The organism is Pedobacter kyonggii, from assembly GCF_004310665.1.
Lineage (GTDB): Bacteria > Bacteroidota > Bacteroidia > Sphingobacteriales > Sphingobacteriaceae > Pedobacter > Pedobacter kyonggii.
Genome location: NZ_SIXF01000033.1, coordinates 26,953 through 43,951, shown reverse-complemented (window position 1 = coordinate 43,951; position 16,999 = coordinate 26,953). Strand labels below are relative to the sequence as shown.

Here is a 16,999-nt window from a genome sequence, read left to right as displayed (position 1 = left end):
GAGAAAACAGAGGCAATTCTAATAACCATTTACTACACGCTTAATTCCATCTTTTAATCTTAAAACATTAAAATTCATTAATAACCCTAATCTAAATCCACCTAATTTTATGTAAGTTAGGGTTTGTGCTAAATGAATGTCAGTTAATCTTTCAATACTTTTCAATTCTAAAACTAGTCTGTCTTCTACCAAGATATCGATTCGATAACCACAATCCAATCTTACATCTTCAAAATGCAAAGGCATTATTTTTTCTTTTTCAACCTGAAAACCTGCTTTATCAATTTTATAAAACAAACATTCTTTGTAAGCACTTTCAAGCAAACCCGGACCAAGACCTGTATGAACATCTATAGCCAAACCAATAATGGTCCTTGTTAATAGATCCTCTTTCAGAATACTTTGTGTTCTCCGTGCCTTACTCTGTTCTCTCTGTGGTAAAAAATTCCTCGAATTTCTTTGTGATTAAACCTAAGGTTATTCCTCTGATGGAAACAACGATGCCAATACTAGCTTGATCTCCCCGAAAGAATAATCTTTACCTAAAAACTCCCTTATCGTGGCCATAGATTTTGTTTTCTGACTTTCTACTGCATCGGTAATATTTTTGATTTTATTCGCTTTTACCAGTTTGGTTACATCCAATTGTTGTGTAGAAACATAATAGGCCAAATGTCCCTCAATGGTACCGGTAGAGAAGCCACGTTCTTTTGCAATTTCGTCGATGGTTTTGCCCTGCTCATAAAGCTCGAAGCTCACTAACTTGGTATCAATCTTTGGCTCTTTTTTCTTTTTCTCTGCTGCAGATTTTACTTTAAGTGTTTCTCCTTTTAGCTGAATGGCTTTTTGGAGCTGATTGTTTCTTTCGACCGTATTCAACAGTGCATCGGTATCGGCTTTGCTAAACTCTTTCCCAGCAATAAGCGCTTGCAACAATGCTTTACTTTTATGCATTTTTTTCAATTGCTCATATACCAAAATTTCGAGTTCTAACAATTCTGTAACATAAGTTTTAATCTGCTTTTCTTCTTTTATCACTTCAATTTGGGCCAGAAAACGATCAGAAATCTCCTTAACTAAAGGATTAAAATATTTTAAGGCAGCCTCTACCCTTTTCGATACATTAAATAAAGTATGTTCGGTTTGCTGTGCGAACAGGTTTTTAAGCTGATTAACAAACGTATCGGCCGTAGCCGTGATTTTTTGAAAGTCGGTATAAACGGTATCAGTCCAATCTTCGTGCCTTTGCTTGGCCGATTTTTCACTTTTATCAAAAGTCTGACGGTGTTCCTTTAAGTAATAGCGGATCAGGTTCAGATCAAATGCGGCAAGCAAATAACTGCGGATAAAAGTATAACTCTCTATACTGATCTGCTCGTTTAGCACTTCGGAAGGTTGTTTTGTTTTAGAGAAGTAATGTACATTTTGATCCTGTTGCAAACCACTATCGCGCAGATGAGACGTTAAAACCAAACCCTTTAATGAGCGTAAACGCGATAAGGCCACATAGGCCTGCCCAGGAGCAAATGCATCACCCACATCAATAATGGCCTTATCAAAGGTTAAACCTTGACTTTTATGCACGGTGATGGCCCAGGCCAGTTTAATAGGGTATTGGATAAACGAACCTGCTACATTTTCTTTGATTTCGTTGGTCGCTTCATCCAATTTATATTTAACATTTTCCCAAGTATAACGCGAAATCTCAATGACTGTCCTATCTTCAGGAAGCTCAATTTCGATTATGTCCTTTTCGATATGATGTACCACACCGATCTTACCATTGTAATACCGCTTTTCGGCAGTCATGTCATTTTTAATGAACATTACCTGTGCACCAACTTTTAATTCTAAACTTTTATCATTCGGGTAAGCATATTCATTAAATTCACCCTGAATCTTCGCATCAAAAAAGTAAGATTTGGTTTTCAGTTGGGTTAACCTTTCACGGTTAATGCTGTCAGCTTTATTGTTATGGGTGGTTAAAGTAATATAATTTTCATCTGCCGAGGGTTTGAAATCCTGTTTGAAATGCTGCCTTAATAATGCGGTATCTTCAGCAGTAATTTTGTTGTTCCGTAGGTTGTTGAGCAAGTCGATAAAAACAGCATCATCCTGACGGTAAATTTTATCCAGTTCGATATAAACCGGTGGATTATCCTGCAAGGCTAGTGCATCGAAAAAATAAATGCTCTTGTAAAACTTGGCCATAATGCGCCACTCGTCATTTTTTACCACTGGTGGTAACTGGTGCAGGTCGCCTATAAACAATAACTGTACCCCGCCGAATGGAAGGTTTCTGTTCCTCCGTACATAACGCAAGGCGAAATCTATGGCATCGAGCATATCGGCGCGCAACATACTTACCTCATCGATAACAAGTAACTCCAGTTCCTGCAGCATGCGCCGCTTATTGCCCTGCATGTTTAAGTGTTTTACTAAAGTTTTGGGCGTATTGAAGTTGAAATTGATATTCTCATTGATCAGAGCGCCGGCGGCATCAGGGAAAAAAGCCCCAAAAGGAAGTTGAAAAAGCGAGTGGATAGTTACTCCAGCTGCATTGATTGCAGCAATACCCGTTGGTGCCACAATTAAGGCTTTTTTATGCGTAAGCTGGATGAGTTTCCGTAGAAAAGTTGTTTTACCTGTTCCTGCTTTTCCGGTCAAGAAAACGTGTTTTGAGGTGTAATTAACAAATTTAGCCGCAATTTCTGCGGGCATAGAAGTTTCTTCCAAAGTAGGCATCGGCAGTAAAATTTTAGTCAACAATAAACGGAGGGATGAATAAAGCTAAACATTTTAGTACAAAACTAAACAATGATTGGTGAGAAATTTTAAATTTTGGCCGATAATTTTAATTTAAGCCAACAGCTTCATCAAAGAAGTCAAATTTTAAAAACTTGACTTCTTGAAATTTTCCATAATGACATCACCACATTAACAAAAGAACCATTGCCGCTGCTTTTCAAAAACAATAAACGCGCAACCTATTTTCAATTAAACAATTAACCTATTCAAACTTTAAGCAAATTCCTTATCTTTGCGGCCTGATGAAACAACAATATTCAAATCTTATCGCTGTTAAATTCCTTTAACAAGGTTTCATCACTCTTTACACCCAAAATTTTATTATGCTTAACCCTGAAATAGAAAAACGTAAAACCTTTGCCATTATTAGCCACCCTGATGCGGGCAAAACCACACTGACAGAAAAATTTCTGCTTTTTGGTGGCGCTATTAATACTGCTGGCGCGGTAAAAAGGAACAAAGCGAACCAGAGTAATACCTCCGATTTTATGGAGATTGAAAAGCAACGTGGTATCTCGGTTGCGACTTCGGTTATGGGATTTGAATACAGTGGTAAACGCATCAATATTCTCGATACGCCTGGGCACAAAGATTTCGCGGAAGATACCTATAGAACCTTATCAGCGGTAGATAGTGTTATTTTAGTGGTAGATTGCGTAAAGGGTGTGGAGGAACAGACCGAGAAACTAATGTCGGTTTGCCGTATGCGTAACACCCCTGTGATTATCTTCATCAACAAAATGGACCGTGAAGGTAAAGAGGCTTACGATTTATTGGATGAAATTGAAGAAAAATTAAATATCAGCCTTTGTCCACTTTCCTGGCCTATAGGCCAAGGGCATACTTTTAAAGGTGTTTACAGCATTTACAACAAACATTTAAATTTATTCAACTCGGATAAAACAAAAGTAACCGATTCGGTAGTGGCGGCAAGTGATTTAAATGATCCATCTTTATTAAACTACCTTAAAGAAAACGAAATCAATACATTGAAAGATGATGTCGAATTGGTTGATGGTATCTACGGTAAGATAGATAAGGATTTATATACCGATGGTTTGGTTGCACCAGTGTTTTTTGGCAGTGCGATTAACAACTTCGGGATAAAAGAGCTTTTAGATACGTTTATCGATATCGCTCCAAGCCCTCGTCACCGTGAAGCTGAAGAGCGTGACGTATTGGTTGAAGAGAAAAATTTCAGTGGCTTTGTATTTAAGATTCACGCCAATTTAGACCCAAAACACCGCGATAGAATTGCCTTTTTAAGGATCTGTTCTGGCAAGTTTGAGCGCAATAAATTCTATTACCATACCCGTCAGGATAAGAAACTGAAATTCTCCAACCCGATGGACTTTATGGCTAACGAAAAAAGTATTGTTGAAGAGGCATGGCCAGGTGATGTAGTAGGTTTATACGATAGTGGCAACTTTAAAATTGGCGATACCTTAACCGAAGGTGAAAAACTGCAGTTTAAAGGCATCCCCAGTTTTTCTCCATCTATCTTCAAAGAGGTTGAAAATATGGATCCTATGCGTACCAAACAACTGGAAAAAGGTATTGAGCAGTTAACCGACGAAGGAGTTGCACAGTTATTCGTGATGCAACCTGGAAACAGGAAAGTGATCGGTGCAGTTGGTGAGCTTCAGTTCGAGGTAATCAACTTCAGGTTAGAGCACGAATATGGTGCAAAATGTCGTTTTCGTACCTTGAGTTATACCCGTTCGAGCTGGGTAACTTCTACCGATAGAAAAAAACTGGATGAATTTGTAAAACGTAAACAACAGCACATCGGTTTCGATAAAGAAGCCAATCCTGTTTATCTGGCGGATAGTGAATATATGATCAATTTAACAAAACAGGATTATCCTGATATCGACTTCCATAAAACGAGCGAGTTTAAAAGCTAATATTGAATGACAGGGTGATTAATGAGAGAATTTATTAGCGGAGTTGCCAATATTCTCTCATTCAAAATTCAATTACTTAATATCGATTCCTCTTTAGTTTCGTATTGACTATAAGTTTGTTCCAAACGCCTTTTAATTTTTGAAATCAACAATCTTGGCGAAAGCACTTTAACACACTCTCCAAAGCCTAAAATTTCGCGCTCCAGTTCATAGTTTAGTACCACATCGATCCTAAAAGTTGTTGTTTTCTCGTTCTTACTTAATACTACCTGCGATTGATGCATCGGTTTCGTTACCACGTAAGGCGCATGATCATTTGTAAATTCGAGGATCACTTTCTGTGCACGGTCACGTTCGTTTTTTGTTACACCAATTAAATCATCGTAATATCGATCGAAATCTACGCCTTGATAACTTACAAATTCTTCGTTAGGCAATTCCTGAAATTCTACTATCCTATCCAATGCCAAATTTAAGATCCCTGGTCGCTTTTTCGCTTTACAGATCAAAAACCATCTGTTGCGGTATTCTTTTAACAGATACGGATAGTAAATTCCCTGTTGTGATTGTTGCGCCTTGAAAGATTTATATTCTATTAATAAAGATCGTTTATTTAAAACTGCTTGATATAAGGGCGGGATGCATTCTAAACCTTTGACCAGCTTGTTACTTTCCAATTGAATATTATTACCACTCTGTTTGGTCGATTTGTAGAGGTTATTTTCCAATCGGGCAATCATATCGCTCATTTCATCGAAATAATTAAAAGCATTAAATTGTTTCAGTACGCCAACAATTTCCTTCATCTTATCTACATCAGCGTTATTGATCGGCGCTTTGGTAATACTGAAACCAGCATCTTCGTAGGCATAAAAGCGTTTATCCTTCACCACAATCGGCGCATTGTAGCCAAGCTTGTCACTCCGCATAAGTTGGATATCTGCCTGAATGGTTCGTTTGCTTACCCCTGTGGTAATCCCTTCTAATTCGTACAGGGTTGCCGACACCTTTTCGATAAGATCTTCTAGTGTCCATTTACGGTAACGGTTCTTCAAACAATCGTCGATGGTTTTATACCGGATAAGCGCTAATTTATTTACTGCCATTTTTAATCAATTTGAGTTTCAAGCTAAAAATCTGATCGAAAAGCTTAACTAAATATAGCAAAGCATTTATCATCTACGCAATACAACTGCGTAATTGGAGGATAAAAGGAAAAATATAATAGAAAAATTAAATTTATTAATCTAACTATCAATCAATTAACCCATTCATTTCAAAATAAATTTTACTGCGCAAATCGGCCGCGCAGTGGTGGTGGCATCTTTGTAATGTCGCCAGTCGATAAAGTTCTTTGAGAAATATTAATAATAACAATCTGATTGATAAGAAACAGTTTACTGTTCTAAATGATATGCGCTCTCGTTTTTGAAGCCCCTGTTCGGGATACGCCGGACAGGGTTACATTAGTAGTGGTTATCACAATCAGATTAATATAAAGAGATCCCGAAAGGGATGGCAATACTAAATAAAACTTATCCAATATTGCGGGTTTCGGAATAGCCCCAAAGTATTCGGGCAAATTGCTTAGAATATCCTGAGAAGAATTATGATAGACTGTCTAAACACGTTGTGTGTCGTGGGTTCGAATCCCACTTCCGATATATCGGAATAACTCAGGGGTTAGAGTAACAACCACCAATGCAGGTTCGAATCCTGCTTCCAACCATCACTTGGAATAGCAAAATGGTAATGCAATGGATTTAGGTTCCATCTTAAAGAAGAGCAACTTTTCAAATCGCTCACCAGAATAAGCGTTGCGAAACCGCATTTGGCTTCAAGATTTTTCGGAATCCAAAAAGCAAATTTGTGTTTTGCTCAGTAAGTATCATTGCAGCAAGAAGAGATTTAAAAATCAAAAAGGTTAAATCTAAAAGGCAAAATGTTCGAAGGAGCACAAACCCAATTAGAAAAATTGGTTTCATTTTTAAACAAGCTTGATAAACTTTTACTTCCGCAGAAAACAGGTAAATGTTCTTCCCGCAACGCTTTTAAAAGAATAAAATAATTAATCATACCCATTTAAGTCCTCCCTTTTAGGGGAGGATTTAGGAGGGGCTAACATCAGAAAACATGAAAAGAGTAACAATTAACACCAATTATGTTGGATTGGTGTTTAAAAAAGGAAAATTAAAAAACGTTTTAACAGCTGGAACTTATTGGTTAGGTTTCGGTGAAGACATGACTTTGTATGATATGGCAAAAGAGTACTATTACACAGTTGCCGAATTGGATATCTTATTGGAAAACACAGATTTTGTGAATTTGATTCACTTGGTAAGTGTTGCTGATAATGAATTGGCCTTGGTTTATCAAAACAAAAATTTCAAGAACGTTTTAACGGCTGGCAGACACGCCATCTGGAAAGGTTTGTCGACATATAACTTTATTAAAGTAGATATCAGTAACATCAAAATTGATGAAACCATTGATAAAAACTTATTGGAGAAAGCACCATTATTGAATTATATCAGGGCTTATAAAATAGAATCTTTCGAAAAAGCTTTATTGTTTATTGATGGTAAATTTGAAAACGTATTGGAAGCAGGAAACTATGTTTACTGGAAAAACAGTACTACTGTTCAAGTTTTGAAAACCGATATGAGGCAATTGAATATGGAAATTATCGGTCAAGAAATCTTAACCAAAGATAAAGCACAATTGAGGGTAAATTTCAGCATTCAATATAAAGTTGATGACATCATCAAGGCCTTATTGGAGAACAAAGAATTTGAAAAACAATTATACATCACCATGCAATTGGCGTTAAGGGAATGTATTGGCTTAATGACTTTTGACGAATTGATGGAAAGCAAAGAAAAAATTGCCGAAATGGTAATGGCCATCACCTTGGATAAGGTTGAAAACTTGGGTGTAAAATTAACCAACTGTGGTGTTAAAGACATCGTTTTACCTGGTGATGTTAAAGAAATTATGAATCAGGTTTTAGTTGCCGAAAAAAGAGCCCAAGCCAATATCATTACCCGGAGAGAAGAAACAGCATCGACCAGAAGTTTGTTGAATACGGCTAAATTGATGGAAGACAACGCTATGTTGTATAAGTTAAAAGAGATGGAATATGTAGAGAAAATCGCAGAAAAAATCAACAACATCAGCTTATCGGGCAGTGGACAAATTGTAGATCAATTGAAACAAATCTTCGTAAAATAAATTAAATTTAGAAACCCCTCGGTCAGGTGAGTATTACCTGCCGGGGATTGAACAAGAAATAAAATGAACAACAACATAACAGGTAATAACCTGATCGAAATAGGTTATTCCGAAGGAAAAACAGTAGGCTTGGCATTAGATATCCTGAAAGAAAATTTTGCGGATATCGAGGAAAAAGAATTACTGGCCTTATTTAAAAAAATAAAAGATTATCCGGAAAGTTTTTTGGATGACGAAGTATTAAATGTATTGGCAACTGCAATGATCGAGGAAGCAAATCCAAAATCAGATGGAACCATTGAACTGATCAACAACGCTAAAGATTATTCAATTTTCGGTGCCGATTATATAGAAGAGGGTGCCAGAAACCAAATGAATATCGCCATGAAATTACCTGTTTCGGTTGCTGGTGCATTAATGCCCGATGCCCACCAAGGATATGGCTTGCCGATTGGCGGTGTATTGGCAACCAGAAATGCGATCATCCCTTATGGTGTGGGTGTAGATATTGGTTGCCGAATGGCTTTGAGTATTTTCGATATTCCAGAGAAACATTATTTCGGGAAAGATGCAATGTACAAACGCGAATTAATTGCTTTCACCAAATTTGGTGCAGGACAAAATTTTAAAGGCAATGAAAGAGCTGACCATGATGTTTTAGAAAACGAAGCATTTAATTCTACTCCTTTTCTTAAAAATTTACACGGAAAGGCTTGGGCACAATTGGGAACCTCGGGTGGGGGAAATCACTTTGTGGAATGGGGGATTATTGATTTTGCCGAACGCGACGAGATTTTAAATATCGATAAAGGCCGTTACGTAGCATTGTTGACCCATTCAGGTTCCCGTGGTTTTGGCGCAACCATAGCAGGTCATTACACCAAACTGGCTAAAGACATCTGCAAACTCCCTAAAGAGGCTGTAAACCTGGCTTATTTGGATCTAAATTCTGCCGAAGGACAAGAGTATTGGATTGCCATGAATTTAGCTGGCGATTATGCTTCAGCCTGTCATGAGGTGATCCATAAAAGGTTAACCAAAGCCATAGGCGCTAAAGTTTTGGCCAAGGTGGAAAACCACCATAATTTTGCATGGAAAGAAATGCTTGATGGAGAAGAAGTGATTGTGCACCGAAAAGGTGCTACACCAGCTGGTAAAGGCGTGATGGGGATTATTCCAGGAAGTATGACCGCACCAGGATTTCTGGTTAGGGGAAAAGGAGAAATGAGCGCGATCAATTCAGCTTCACATGGAGCAGGACGTCAAATGAGCCGAACCAAAGCGATTCAATCAATTACCAAATCGGATATGAAAGCCATTTTGAAAGATCATAACGTTACCTTAATTGGTGCAGGCTTGGATGAGGCGCCAATGGCTTATAAAGACATTAACAAAGTGATGGCAGCACAAACCGAATTGGTTGATGTAGTGGCCAAATTTGAACCAAAAATAGTGAGAATGGCTGATGATGGAAGTCGTGAAGACTAATCCTTAGTCCTTAGTCCTTAGTCGGAAATCTAAAAACAGATTAACCTCGCAGGTTTTTAAAACCTGCGAGGTTTTTTATCTTATTTCAAATAAAAAGTCATAAAAACATGGGCTCTTGCCGATTATCCCAAAAGAATTTCTATCCTATCGGACTTAATCTCATAAAACACAGAAGAAAGCTTTTTAATTAATCCTTGTCTAATATTAGGATCAAATTCAGTTTCTTTATAAATGAATGGCGAATTACTGATTAACGCTAACGTTTTAATTGTATTCTTTTTAAAATCACTTACTGCTTTTGACCCTAGTCTTTCATGTATTTGAGCACAGATTGACTCAAAAGTTTTAAATGCTGTTTCTGATATGACTACGGGCAAGTCCATCAGATTGCCGATATTTTCTCTTTAAATTCTTCTAAAGAAAGGCTTTTGCCTGCTTTGATGTCCTCTTTTCCTTGTTTTATTCCTGACACAACATGTGCTGGTAAGGGATTATCTTTTTTTATTTCATAAGGAACTTCTAAAGCCTTAAGAAATGCCTTTAAAGCTTTTTCTTGTATTTTATCAGGATGTACAAGGTAAGTTTCCATAAATGTGATTTTAAACTAATATACAAATTTAAAGATTATTAAATAAAACCTTCAAACTTAAATGGTGTCTAGCAAAAAAAAATAAATATAAAAAACCTCTTCAAAATTAATTGAAGAGGTTTTTTATATGCTTATAATACTATTTCAACTTACTCAAAGCCGCTTTAATCCTTGGTAACATATCTTTAATATCCTGCAGGGTACAAGCCCCAACCGAAGCCCTGAACCAAGGCATACTGTCTTCATTTCCAAACGCAGAGAATGGAACCAAAGCCGCTCCGGCTTCTTTAATCAGGTAAAAATTCACATCTGCACTGTCTTTTAAAAGCTGACCATCTTCAGTAGTTTTCCCGATATAATCGATTTTGATTGTTAAATAAATTGCACCCATTGGTTCAACAGCATCAACATTAAAACCTTCATTTTTCAATTCATTAAAACCATTGTAAAGTGCATTTAAACTATCCTGGATCTGGCCTTTAAAGCTGGTTAAAAAAGCATTAACCTGTGTTTTATCGTTAAAATAGTTAGACATGGCCACCTGCTCGGCCTTTGGAGCCCAAGCACCCATGTGGCCAACCAATGCTTTCATTCTATTGATAATATCCTCCGGACCGAAACCCCAGCCTACACGTACACCCGTTGCAGCCAAACATTTCGAACTACCATCAACAAAAACGGTAAACGGACGCATTGCAGGGCGCAAAGAAACCGGATTTACATGCGCTTTTCCGAAAGTTAAAAGCGAATAAATCTGATCATACATCATGTATAACGGTTTTTCATCAGCTCCACGTGAGGCATTTTCTTCTAAAACGGCATCACAGATTTCAGCTAAGGAATCTGCATCAAACATGGTTCCTGTTGGGTTTAATGGCGAACACAAGGCCAATAAAGTTGCTCCTTTTAAATGCGGTTTTAATTGCGCTGCTGTTGGCATAAAATTATGTGCAGCATCGGTTTCTACCGCAATTGTTTTTGCCGAAGTTAAGTGAGAATAGTGGTTATTGTTCCAAGATGGAGCAGGGAAAACCACAGTATCTCCAGGATCGATCAAAGCCAGGTAAGTAGCATAAATTAACGGACGTGAACCGCCAGAAACTAAAATGCTATTGGTGTTGTACTCCAACCCAAATCTATCCTTTAATAATTCCGAAACTGTTTCGCGCAAAGGCAAAACACCATCAGCAGGCGGATAATTGGTTTGGTTGGCATTGTACGCATCAACAATTCCAGCTTTTAATTCAGTTGGGATTGGGTAAATGTTTGCGTCAAAATCGCCTATGGTTAAATTAGCGATTGAAGCACCTTTACGCTTCATTTCGTTAACTTCATTACCGATTTTTATAATTTCTGAGCCAATTAATGAACTGGCTAATACTGAAACTTTCATATATTATTATTTATTATCGCCTTTATAATTAGCGAATTAAATCTTCTATTGCTTTATTCACTTTTCCGAAGCCAAACTGAGATAATACCCCATGCATTGCTGCTGCAATCTGCTCGTTACAAAGGTTGCCGATGCTTCCCTCATGCGTATGATGTATTTGGCCAGATGGTGCAAAACTACCATTTTCTATCTGTTCGCCAACAATTTTATAAGCCTCTCTAAATGGAACACCTTGGAGCGCCAGATCATTCACTACTTCAACGCTAAACAAGTAATCGTATTTTTTATCTTTCAAAATATCATCCTTTATCGTGATGTTCTGGAACATAAAAGTAGCGATCTCCAAACATTCGTTTAAAGAAGTAATCGCCGGAAATAAATTTTCTTTTAGCAATTGCAAATCGCGGTGATAACCTGATGGCAGATTGGTAATCATCATGGCAATTTCATTCGGCAAAGCCTGAATTTTATTGCAACGCGAACGGATCAACTCAAAAACATCAGGGTTTTTCTTGTGTGGCATAATACTCGAACCTGTGGTAAGCTCTGCCGGGAAACTAATAAATCCGAAATTTTGATTGATGAACAAACACACATCCATAGCCATTTTAGCTAAAGTTGCCGCAACAGCACTCATTGCCTGTGCTAAAATCCTTTCGGTTTTGCCACGTCCCATTTGCGCGTAAACCACATTATAGTTTAAACTTTCAAAGCCAAGTAAATTGGTTGTTAAAGTTCTATTTAAAGGGAATGAAGAACCGTAACCAGCAGCTGATCCTAATGGATTTTTATTACAGATTTTCCATGCAGCCAACATGAGTTCCATATCATCTGCCAAGCTTTCGGCATAAGCACCAAACCATAATCCAAAAGATGATGGCATGGCAATCTGCAAATGTGTATAACCAGGGACTAATTTATCCTTGTGCGTATTGCTTAACTCAATTAACTGGTTAAATAAGGTTGAGGTTTGATTAACCATATCCTCGATGCAAGCCCTGAAGAACAGCTTTAAATCAACTAAAACCTGATCATTACGTGACCGGCCACTATGGATTTTCTTACCTGCTTCGCCAATACGTTGTGTAAGCAACCACTCTACCTGTGAGTGTACATCTTCTACACTATCTTCGATGGTGAAATTTCCATCTTCAATTTCAGCGTAAATATTTTTCAATTCTTGCTGAACAGTTTTCAGTTCGTCAGCTGTTAGCAAATTAATGGTTTCTAACATTTGGGTATGCGCCAAAGAGCCCAATACATCAAACTTTGCCATTTTCAGGTCCAGTTCACGGTCTTTCCCAACAGTAAAACTTTCTACAAACTGATTTACATCTATATTTTTTTGCCAGATTTTCATTCTTATGATTGCTCTATTTTATACCTGCACAAAGGCAGTCGAAATACCCGCAAAAGTACAATAAATACATTAGAAATCAGGAATGAGATTGATTTGCAATGCACATTAGAACGCCAATAAACTCAATTTTATATGGCTACTCATAATTCTTGGTTTAAAAGCTTATTTTCGTATAAACTTAAACTTATTATGAAATCCCTAAAACTGTTCTCCACCGTTTTTTTCATGCTTGTACTACACAATCTACAGGCACAGGAAAAACCAGCATTAGGCTGGAAAGATGTATCTAAATGGACCTTTAATAGACCTGCTACTTTATCGCCCAACGGCGAATGGATCGCTTTGGCCAGTGGGCCGGTTGAGGGCGATCTAAAGATGACGATCAGAAAAACCAATGATACTTTAAGCCGCAATTACCCAATTGGAGCAACGGCCAATAGCATCTCATTTTCAAACGATTCAAAATTTGCAGCCTTTAAAGTTGCGCTTAAAGATGCGGAAGCTAAAGTGGCAAAGAAAACAAACAAACCTGTTTATGACAAACTCTTGCTTGTTTCATTGAGTGATAATAAACAGACGACTTTCGAAAAGGTAAAAAGTTTTAGCTTTTCTGAGAAATCACCTGAGTGGATTGCCATCCAATTTGCGCCGGCAGAAAATGCATCAAAAGAGAAAGATGCACCAAAAGGTACCGACGTACTGCTTTACAACCTTACCTCCAAAAAAAGTTACAACCTTGGCAATGTTTCAGAATTTGCCTTCAACAAAACAGGAAACCAGTTTGCTTATGTTATCGATGCTGCCGGGCAAAATGGAAACGGTATTTTTTTACGTGATATGAAAACAGGTATTACCACCGCGCTTGATAATGATAAAGCCGTTTATCAGAAACTTGGGTGGAATGAACAGGGAACTGCATTTGCCTTACTTAAGGCCAATAAAAACGATAAATATAAAGATGATGTTTACAGCATGCTTGGTTTTAACAAAATCAACGGAGATTTAACAAACAAGGTAATATATAATGGTATTGACGACAAAGTATTCCCAGCCAATATGGGTATCAATACCAACGCCACTCCATTTTGGTCTGACGATCAAACGGTTTTGTTCCTTGGCGTTAATACATTGACCAAAAAAGAAGAAAAGAAAGAGGAAAAAAAGGAAGCTAAGAAATCAGACACTTTAGCTAAAGCCAAACCAGAAGTTAAAAAGGATGATATCGAGAAACCTGATATGATTATCTGGAATTGGCAGGACAAGAGACTACAGTCGGCCCAACAAACGCAGGAAATGCGTGATAAAAACTTTAGTTATTTAAGTGCTTATCGCATTGCAGATAAAAAATTCATTCAAATTGCAGACAGCAATATGCGTTCAGTTAGCGTAAATCCGAAAAGTTTATATGCGATTGGGTACGATAATTCGAAATATGAGCTGATGAGCAATCTGGATGGTCAAAGTTACGTTGATGTTTATTTAATTGATTTAAAAACCTTCAACAAGAAATTACTATTCGAGAAAATGTATGCCTCTAATAGAGGAAGACTCGTGGTTGCACCAAACGGAACTTTAGCAAGCTATTATGTAGACGGAGTATTTTATAGCATTAATTTAGAAAACGGAAAAACAGCTAACCTTACCGGTAAGATCAAATCTTCTTTTGTTGATGAATTAGATGACCATAATGTAGTTAAACCTGCAACGCAAAACCTTGGCTGGTCGGCCGATTCAAAGTACGCATTGATTAAAGACAATTACGATTTATGGAAAATCTCTGCTGATGGAAATAGTGTTACTGCATTGTCCGACAATTGGAAAAGCAAGAAAACTGAAGTGGCTACCCGTTTCCGTATTGATGCTGATGAAAAAGGTATTGATTTAAACAAGGACCAATATTTCGCAGTGTTCAACACCAAAAATAAGAAAAATGGCATTGGCATTTTACCTGCAGGAAAATCTAAAATCAACATTTTGTTCCTCGATGACAATGCTTACCAAAGTTTTGCAAAAGCAGAACAAGCTAAAGTTTTTACTTATACTAAAAGTAATTTTCAGCAATCGCCAGATTATTATGTAAGCACAAGCGCTGATTTAAGTGCTGTCAAGAAAGTAACCACAAATACTCCAGATCAGGCTAAATATGCATGGTCTTCGGGTGTTAAATTGATTGACTATGTGAGTGCAAATGGAGATAGCCTGCAAGCGGCCATTTATTTACCTGCCAATTATGTTCCCGGAAAGGCTTATCCTACCATCACGTATATTTATGAAAGATTAACCGATGACCTGAATACCTATACCATGCCTACGTTTCCTGGTGGAGGTTTCAACAAAGCGATGTACACCAGCAATGGATATGCTGTTTTAATGCCCGATATTAAATACAAGTTGAATGATCCAGGCATGTCGGCCGTTGCCTGCGTAGTACCTGCGGTAAAGGCAGCCATTGCTACCGGAATTGTTGACGAAAAAAATGTGGCTATCCATGGTCACTCATGGGGTGGTTATCAAACTTCATTTTTAATTACCCAAACCAATATTTTTAAAGCGGCCGCAGCAGGAGCACCTTTAACCAACATGATCAGTATGTATAGCCTAATTTACTGGAATAGCGGTGGTACAAACCAAGCTATTTTCGAAGCCAGTCAAGGTAGGTTAACGCCTGGTTATTGGGATAACTGGGATGCTTTTGCGCGCAACTCTCCAGTGTATCATATTAAAAAAGTACAAACACCATTATTGCTTTTACACAATGATAAAGATGGGGCTGTAGATTTTACCCAAGGCATTGAATATTACAATGGTTTAAGAAGGTTAAATAAACCAGTTGTGATGATTACCTATCGTGGCGAAAACCATGGAATTGCAAAATTACCAAACCGTAAAGATTATGCCGTACGAATGATGGAATACTTTGACTATATGCTTAAAGGGAAACCTGCTCCTGAATGGTGGAGCAAAGGGGTAAATCGATTAGATATGGAAAAACACTTAGAAGCGAGAGCCTTTGATGGTGGAGAAGAGAATTAATTATTTTGAGAAAGCCTCAGATCTAGTGGATCTGAGGCTTTCTTACTATTTACCGTTGATCACCGGTTTTAACATATTAACATATCCCTCAACTCCTTCGGCTACTTCTCTAACATATAAAAATTCATCGGCCATGTGCGAGCGGCCAGAAAAACCCGGGCCACATTTTACTGATGGGATATCTAATAACGCCTGATCGGAAGTAGTAGGCGAACCATACGTAGTTTTTCCAAGGGCAACACCAGCCTGAACAACCGGGTGGTTTTTATCAATCGACGATGGTTTTAAGCGGATAGACCGAGGGGTAACATCACAATCAACATTTGCCCTGATAATCTCTAAAACCTCTTCATTAGTGTAAGCATCGGTTACACGAACATCAACCGTAAAAGTACAATTTGCCGGAACAACGTTATGTTGCGAACCAGCATTTATAATCGTAACCGTCATTTTTAATGGTCCGAAAACTTCTGATACTTTTGGGAACTGATAGTTCCTAAACCATTCGATATCTTTTAAAGCTTTGTAAATGGCGTTCTCTCCCTCTTCTCGAGCAGCATGACCGGCTTTCCCATGAGACACACAATCTAACACCAGTAAACCGCGCTCGGCAATGGCTAAATTCATCTCTGTAGGCTCGCCAACAATACCAAACTCCAGTTCGCCCAAATCAGAAAGCACCAGTTCTAAGCCATTGTTACCAGAAATTTCTTCTTCGGCTGTTGCCGCTAAACAGATGTTATATTTTAAATCTTCTTGTTCGTAGTAGTATAAAAATGTACCAATTAGTGACACTAAACAACCACCAGCATCATTACTGCCCAAACCAAACAGTTTATCACCTTCAATTGCTGCATCATAAGGATCGCGGGTGTAACCAGAATTAGGCTTTACCGTATCATGATGTGAATTCAACAAAAGTGTTGGCTTAGCAGGATCAAAATATTTGTTGTAAGCCCAAACGTTATTCATTTTACGCTGAGTCTTAACCCCTCTCTCCTCCAAAAACTGCGCAATTAAATTCGCCGTCCGATCTTCTTCTTTACTAAAAGACTGGATGCGGATCAGCTGTCGCAATAAATCCAGGCTCTCTTTTTGTATATTTTCTAATGACATAGTATCAAGTAATTAGTATTAAGTATCAAGGCTAAACCCGTCTTTAAACTTTCTACCTTTTATTTTGCTTTTAG

12 protein-coding genes and 1 tRNA gene are annotated in these 16,999 nt (G+C 37.8%); 5 read left to right on the top strand and 8 right to left on the bottom strand.

What is annotated here, in order from left to right:
* Positions 1 to 18: 18 nt before the first annotated feature.
* Positions 19 to 396, bottom strand: a complete 378-nt coding sequence (locus EYS08_RS21990; RefSeq protein ID WP_131032126.1) for a GxxExxY protein — start codon at positions 394 to 396, stop codon at positions 19 to 21.
* 81 nt (positions 397 to 477) lie between these two features.
* Complete coding sequence (locus EYS08_RS26540; protein WP_131032125.1) at positions 478 to 2,745, bottom strand: helix-turn-helix domain-containing protein; 2,268 nt, start codon at positions 2,743 to 2,745, stop codon at positions 478 to 480.
* Between the two features lie 386 nt (positions 2,746 to 3,131).
* Here EYS08_RS26540 and EYS08_RS21980 point away from each other — a divergent pair, with 386 nt between their 5' ends.
* Positions 3,132 to 4,715: a peptide chain release factor 3 gene (locus tag EYS08_RS21980; RefSeq protein WP_029274134.1), complete on the top strand. Its 1,584-nt coding sequence runs from the start codon at positions 3,132 to 3,134 to the stop codon at positions 4,713 to 4,715.
* A gap of 68 nt (positions 4,716 to 4,783) precedes the next feature.
* On the opposite strand, the gene EYS08_RS21975 is transcribed toward EYS08_RS21980, so the two are convergent.
* Positions 4,784 to 5,821, bottom strand: a complete 1,038-nt coding sequence (locus EYS08_RS21975; RefSeq protein WP_131032124.1) for a helix-turn-helix transcriptional regulator — start codon at positions 5,819 to 5,821, stop codon at positions 4,784 to 4,786.
* Positions 5,822 to 6,382: 561 nt separating this feature from the next.
* Here EYS08_RS21975 and EYS08_RS25890 point away from each other — a divergent pair.
* The 3 genes from EYS08_RS25890 (at position 6,383) to EYS08_RS21965 (ending at position 9,434) form a co-directional block, all read left to right on the top strand.
* Positions 6,383 to 6,444 (top strand) — tRNA-OTHER (locus EYS08_RS25890).
* 404 nt (positions 6,445 to 6,848) lie between these two features.
* The gene (locus EYS08_RS21970) at positions 6,849 to 7,946 is read left to right on the top strand and encodes a slipin family protein (RefSeq protein ID WP_131032123.1); all 1,098 of its coding nucleotides are present in this window, start codon (positions 6,849 to 6,851) and stop codon (positions 7,944 to 7,946) included.
* Positions 7,947 to 8,009: 63 nt separating this feature from the next.
* Complete coding sequence (locus EYS08_RS21965) at positions 8,010 to 9,434, top strand: RtcB family protein (protein ID WP_131032122.1); 1,425 nt, start codon at positions 8,010 to 8,012, stop codon at positions 9,432 to 9,434.
* Positions 9,435 to 9,556: 122 nt separating this feature from the next.
* Here EYS08_RS21965 and EYS08_RS21960 read toward each other — a convergent pair whose 3' ends face one another.
* The 4 genes from EYS08_RS21960 to argH form a co-directional block, all read right to left on the bottom strand.
* Positions 9,557 to 9,817, bottom strand: coding sequence for a type II toxin-antitoxin system RelE/ParE family toxin (locus tag EYS08_RS21960; protein ID WP_131032121.1), 261 nt, complete (start codon positions 9,815 to 9,817; stop codon positions 9,557 to 9,559).
* Positions 9,817 to 10,023 (bottom strand): DUF2683 family protein, encoded by a 207-nt coding sequence (locus EYS08_RS21955; RefSeq protein WP_131032120.1) that lies wholly within the window; start codon positions 10,021 to 10,023, stop codon positions 9,817 to 9,819. The genes EYS08_RS21960 and EYS08_RS21955 overlap by 1 nt, the downstream gene beginning before the upstream one ends.
* 139 nt (positions 10,024 to 10,162) lie before the next feature.
* The gene (locus EYS08_RS21950; RefSeq protein ID WP_131032119.1) at positions 10,163 to 11,416 is read right to left on the bottom strand and encodes a pyridoxal phosphate-dependent aminotransferase; all 1,254 of its coding nucleotides are present in this window, start codon (positions 11,414 to 11,416) and stop codon (positions 10,163 to 10,165) included.
* A 28-nt stretch (positions 11,417 to 11,444) separates the two neighbouring features.
* Complete coding sequence (gene argH / locus EYS08_RS21945) at positions 11,445 to 12,776, bottom strand: argininosuccinate lyase (RefSeq protein ID WP_131032118.1); 1,332 nt, start codon at positions 12,774 to 12,776, stop codon at positions 11,445 to 11,447.
* Positions 12,777 to 12,965: 189 nt separating this feature from the next.
* On the opposite strand from argH, the gene EYS08_RS21940 reads away from it, so the two are divergent.
* Positions 12,966 to 15,809, top strand: coding sequence for an alpha/beta hydrolase family protein (locus EYS08_RS21940; protein WP_131032117.1), 2,844 nt, complete (start codon positions 12,966 to 12,968; stop codon positions 15,807 to 15,809).
* Between the two features lie 45 nt (positions 15,810 to 15,854).
* Here EYS08_RS21940 and EYS08_RS21935 read toward each other — a convergent pair whose 3' ends face one another.
* A complete protein-coding gene (locus EYS08_RS21935; RefSeq protein WP_131032116.1) occupies positions 15,855 to 16,925 on the bottom strand; it encodes a M20 family metallo-hydrolase in 1,071 nt (356 codons plus the stop codon).
* Between the last annotated feature and the right edge of the window lie 74 nt (positions 16,926 to 16,999).

What these genes read in the sequence shown, in the direction of transcription:
- EYS08_RS26540 (WP_131032125.1), bottom strand. Translation starts at nt 2,745, where the DNA reads ATGCCTACTTTGGAAGAAACTTCTATGCCCGCAGAAATTGCGGCTAAA.
- EYS08_RS21980 (WP_029274134.1), top strand. Translation starts at nt 3,132, where the DNA reads ATGCTTAACCCTGAAATAGAAAAACGTAAAACCTTTGCCATTATTAGC.
- EYS08_RS21975 (WP_131032124.1), bottom strand. Translation starts at nt 5,821, where the DNA reads ATGGCAGTAAATAAATTAGCGCTTATCCGGTATAAAACCATCGACGAT.
- EYS08_RS21970 (WP_131032123.1), top strand. Translation starts at nt 6,849, where the DNA reads ATGAAAAGAGTAACAATTAACACCAATTATGTTGGATTGGTGTTTAAA.
- EYS08_RS21965 (WP_131032122.1), top strand. Translation starts at nt 8,010, where the DNA reads ATGAACAACAACATAACAGGTAATAACCTGATCGAAATAGGTTATTCC.
- EYS08_RS21960 (WP_131032121.1), bottom strand. Translation starts at nt 9,817, where the DNA reads ATGGACTTGCCCGTAGTCATATCAGAAACAGCATTTAAAACTTTTGAG.
- EYS08_RS21955 (WP_131032120.1), bottom strand. Translation starts at nt 10,023, where the DNA reads ATGGAAACTTACCTTGTACATCCTGATAAAATACAAGAAAAAGCTTTA.
- EYS08_RS21950 (WP_131032119.1), bottom strand. Translation starts at nt 11,416, where the DNA reads ATGAAAGTTTCAGTATTAGCCAGTTCATTAATTGGCTCAGAAATTATA.
- argH (WP_131032118.1), bottom strand. Translation starts at nt 12,776, where the DNA reads ATGAAAATCTGGCAAAAAAATATAGATGTAAATCAGTTTGTAGAAAGT.
- EYS08_RS21940 (WP_131032117.1), top strand. Translation starts at nt 12,966, where the DNA reads ATGAAATCCCTAAAACTGTTCTCCACCGTTTTTTTCATGCTTGTACTA.
- EYS08_RS21935 (WP_131032116.1), bottom strand. Translation starts at nt 16,925, where the DNA reads ATGTCATTAGAAAATATACAAAAAGAGAGCCTGGATTTATTGCGACAG.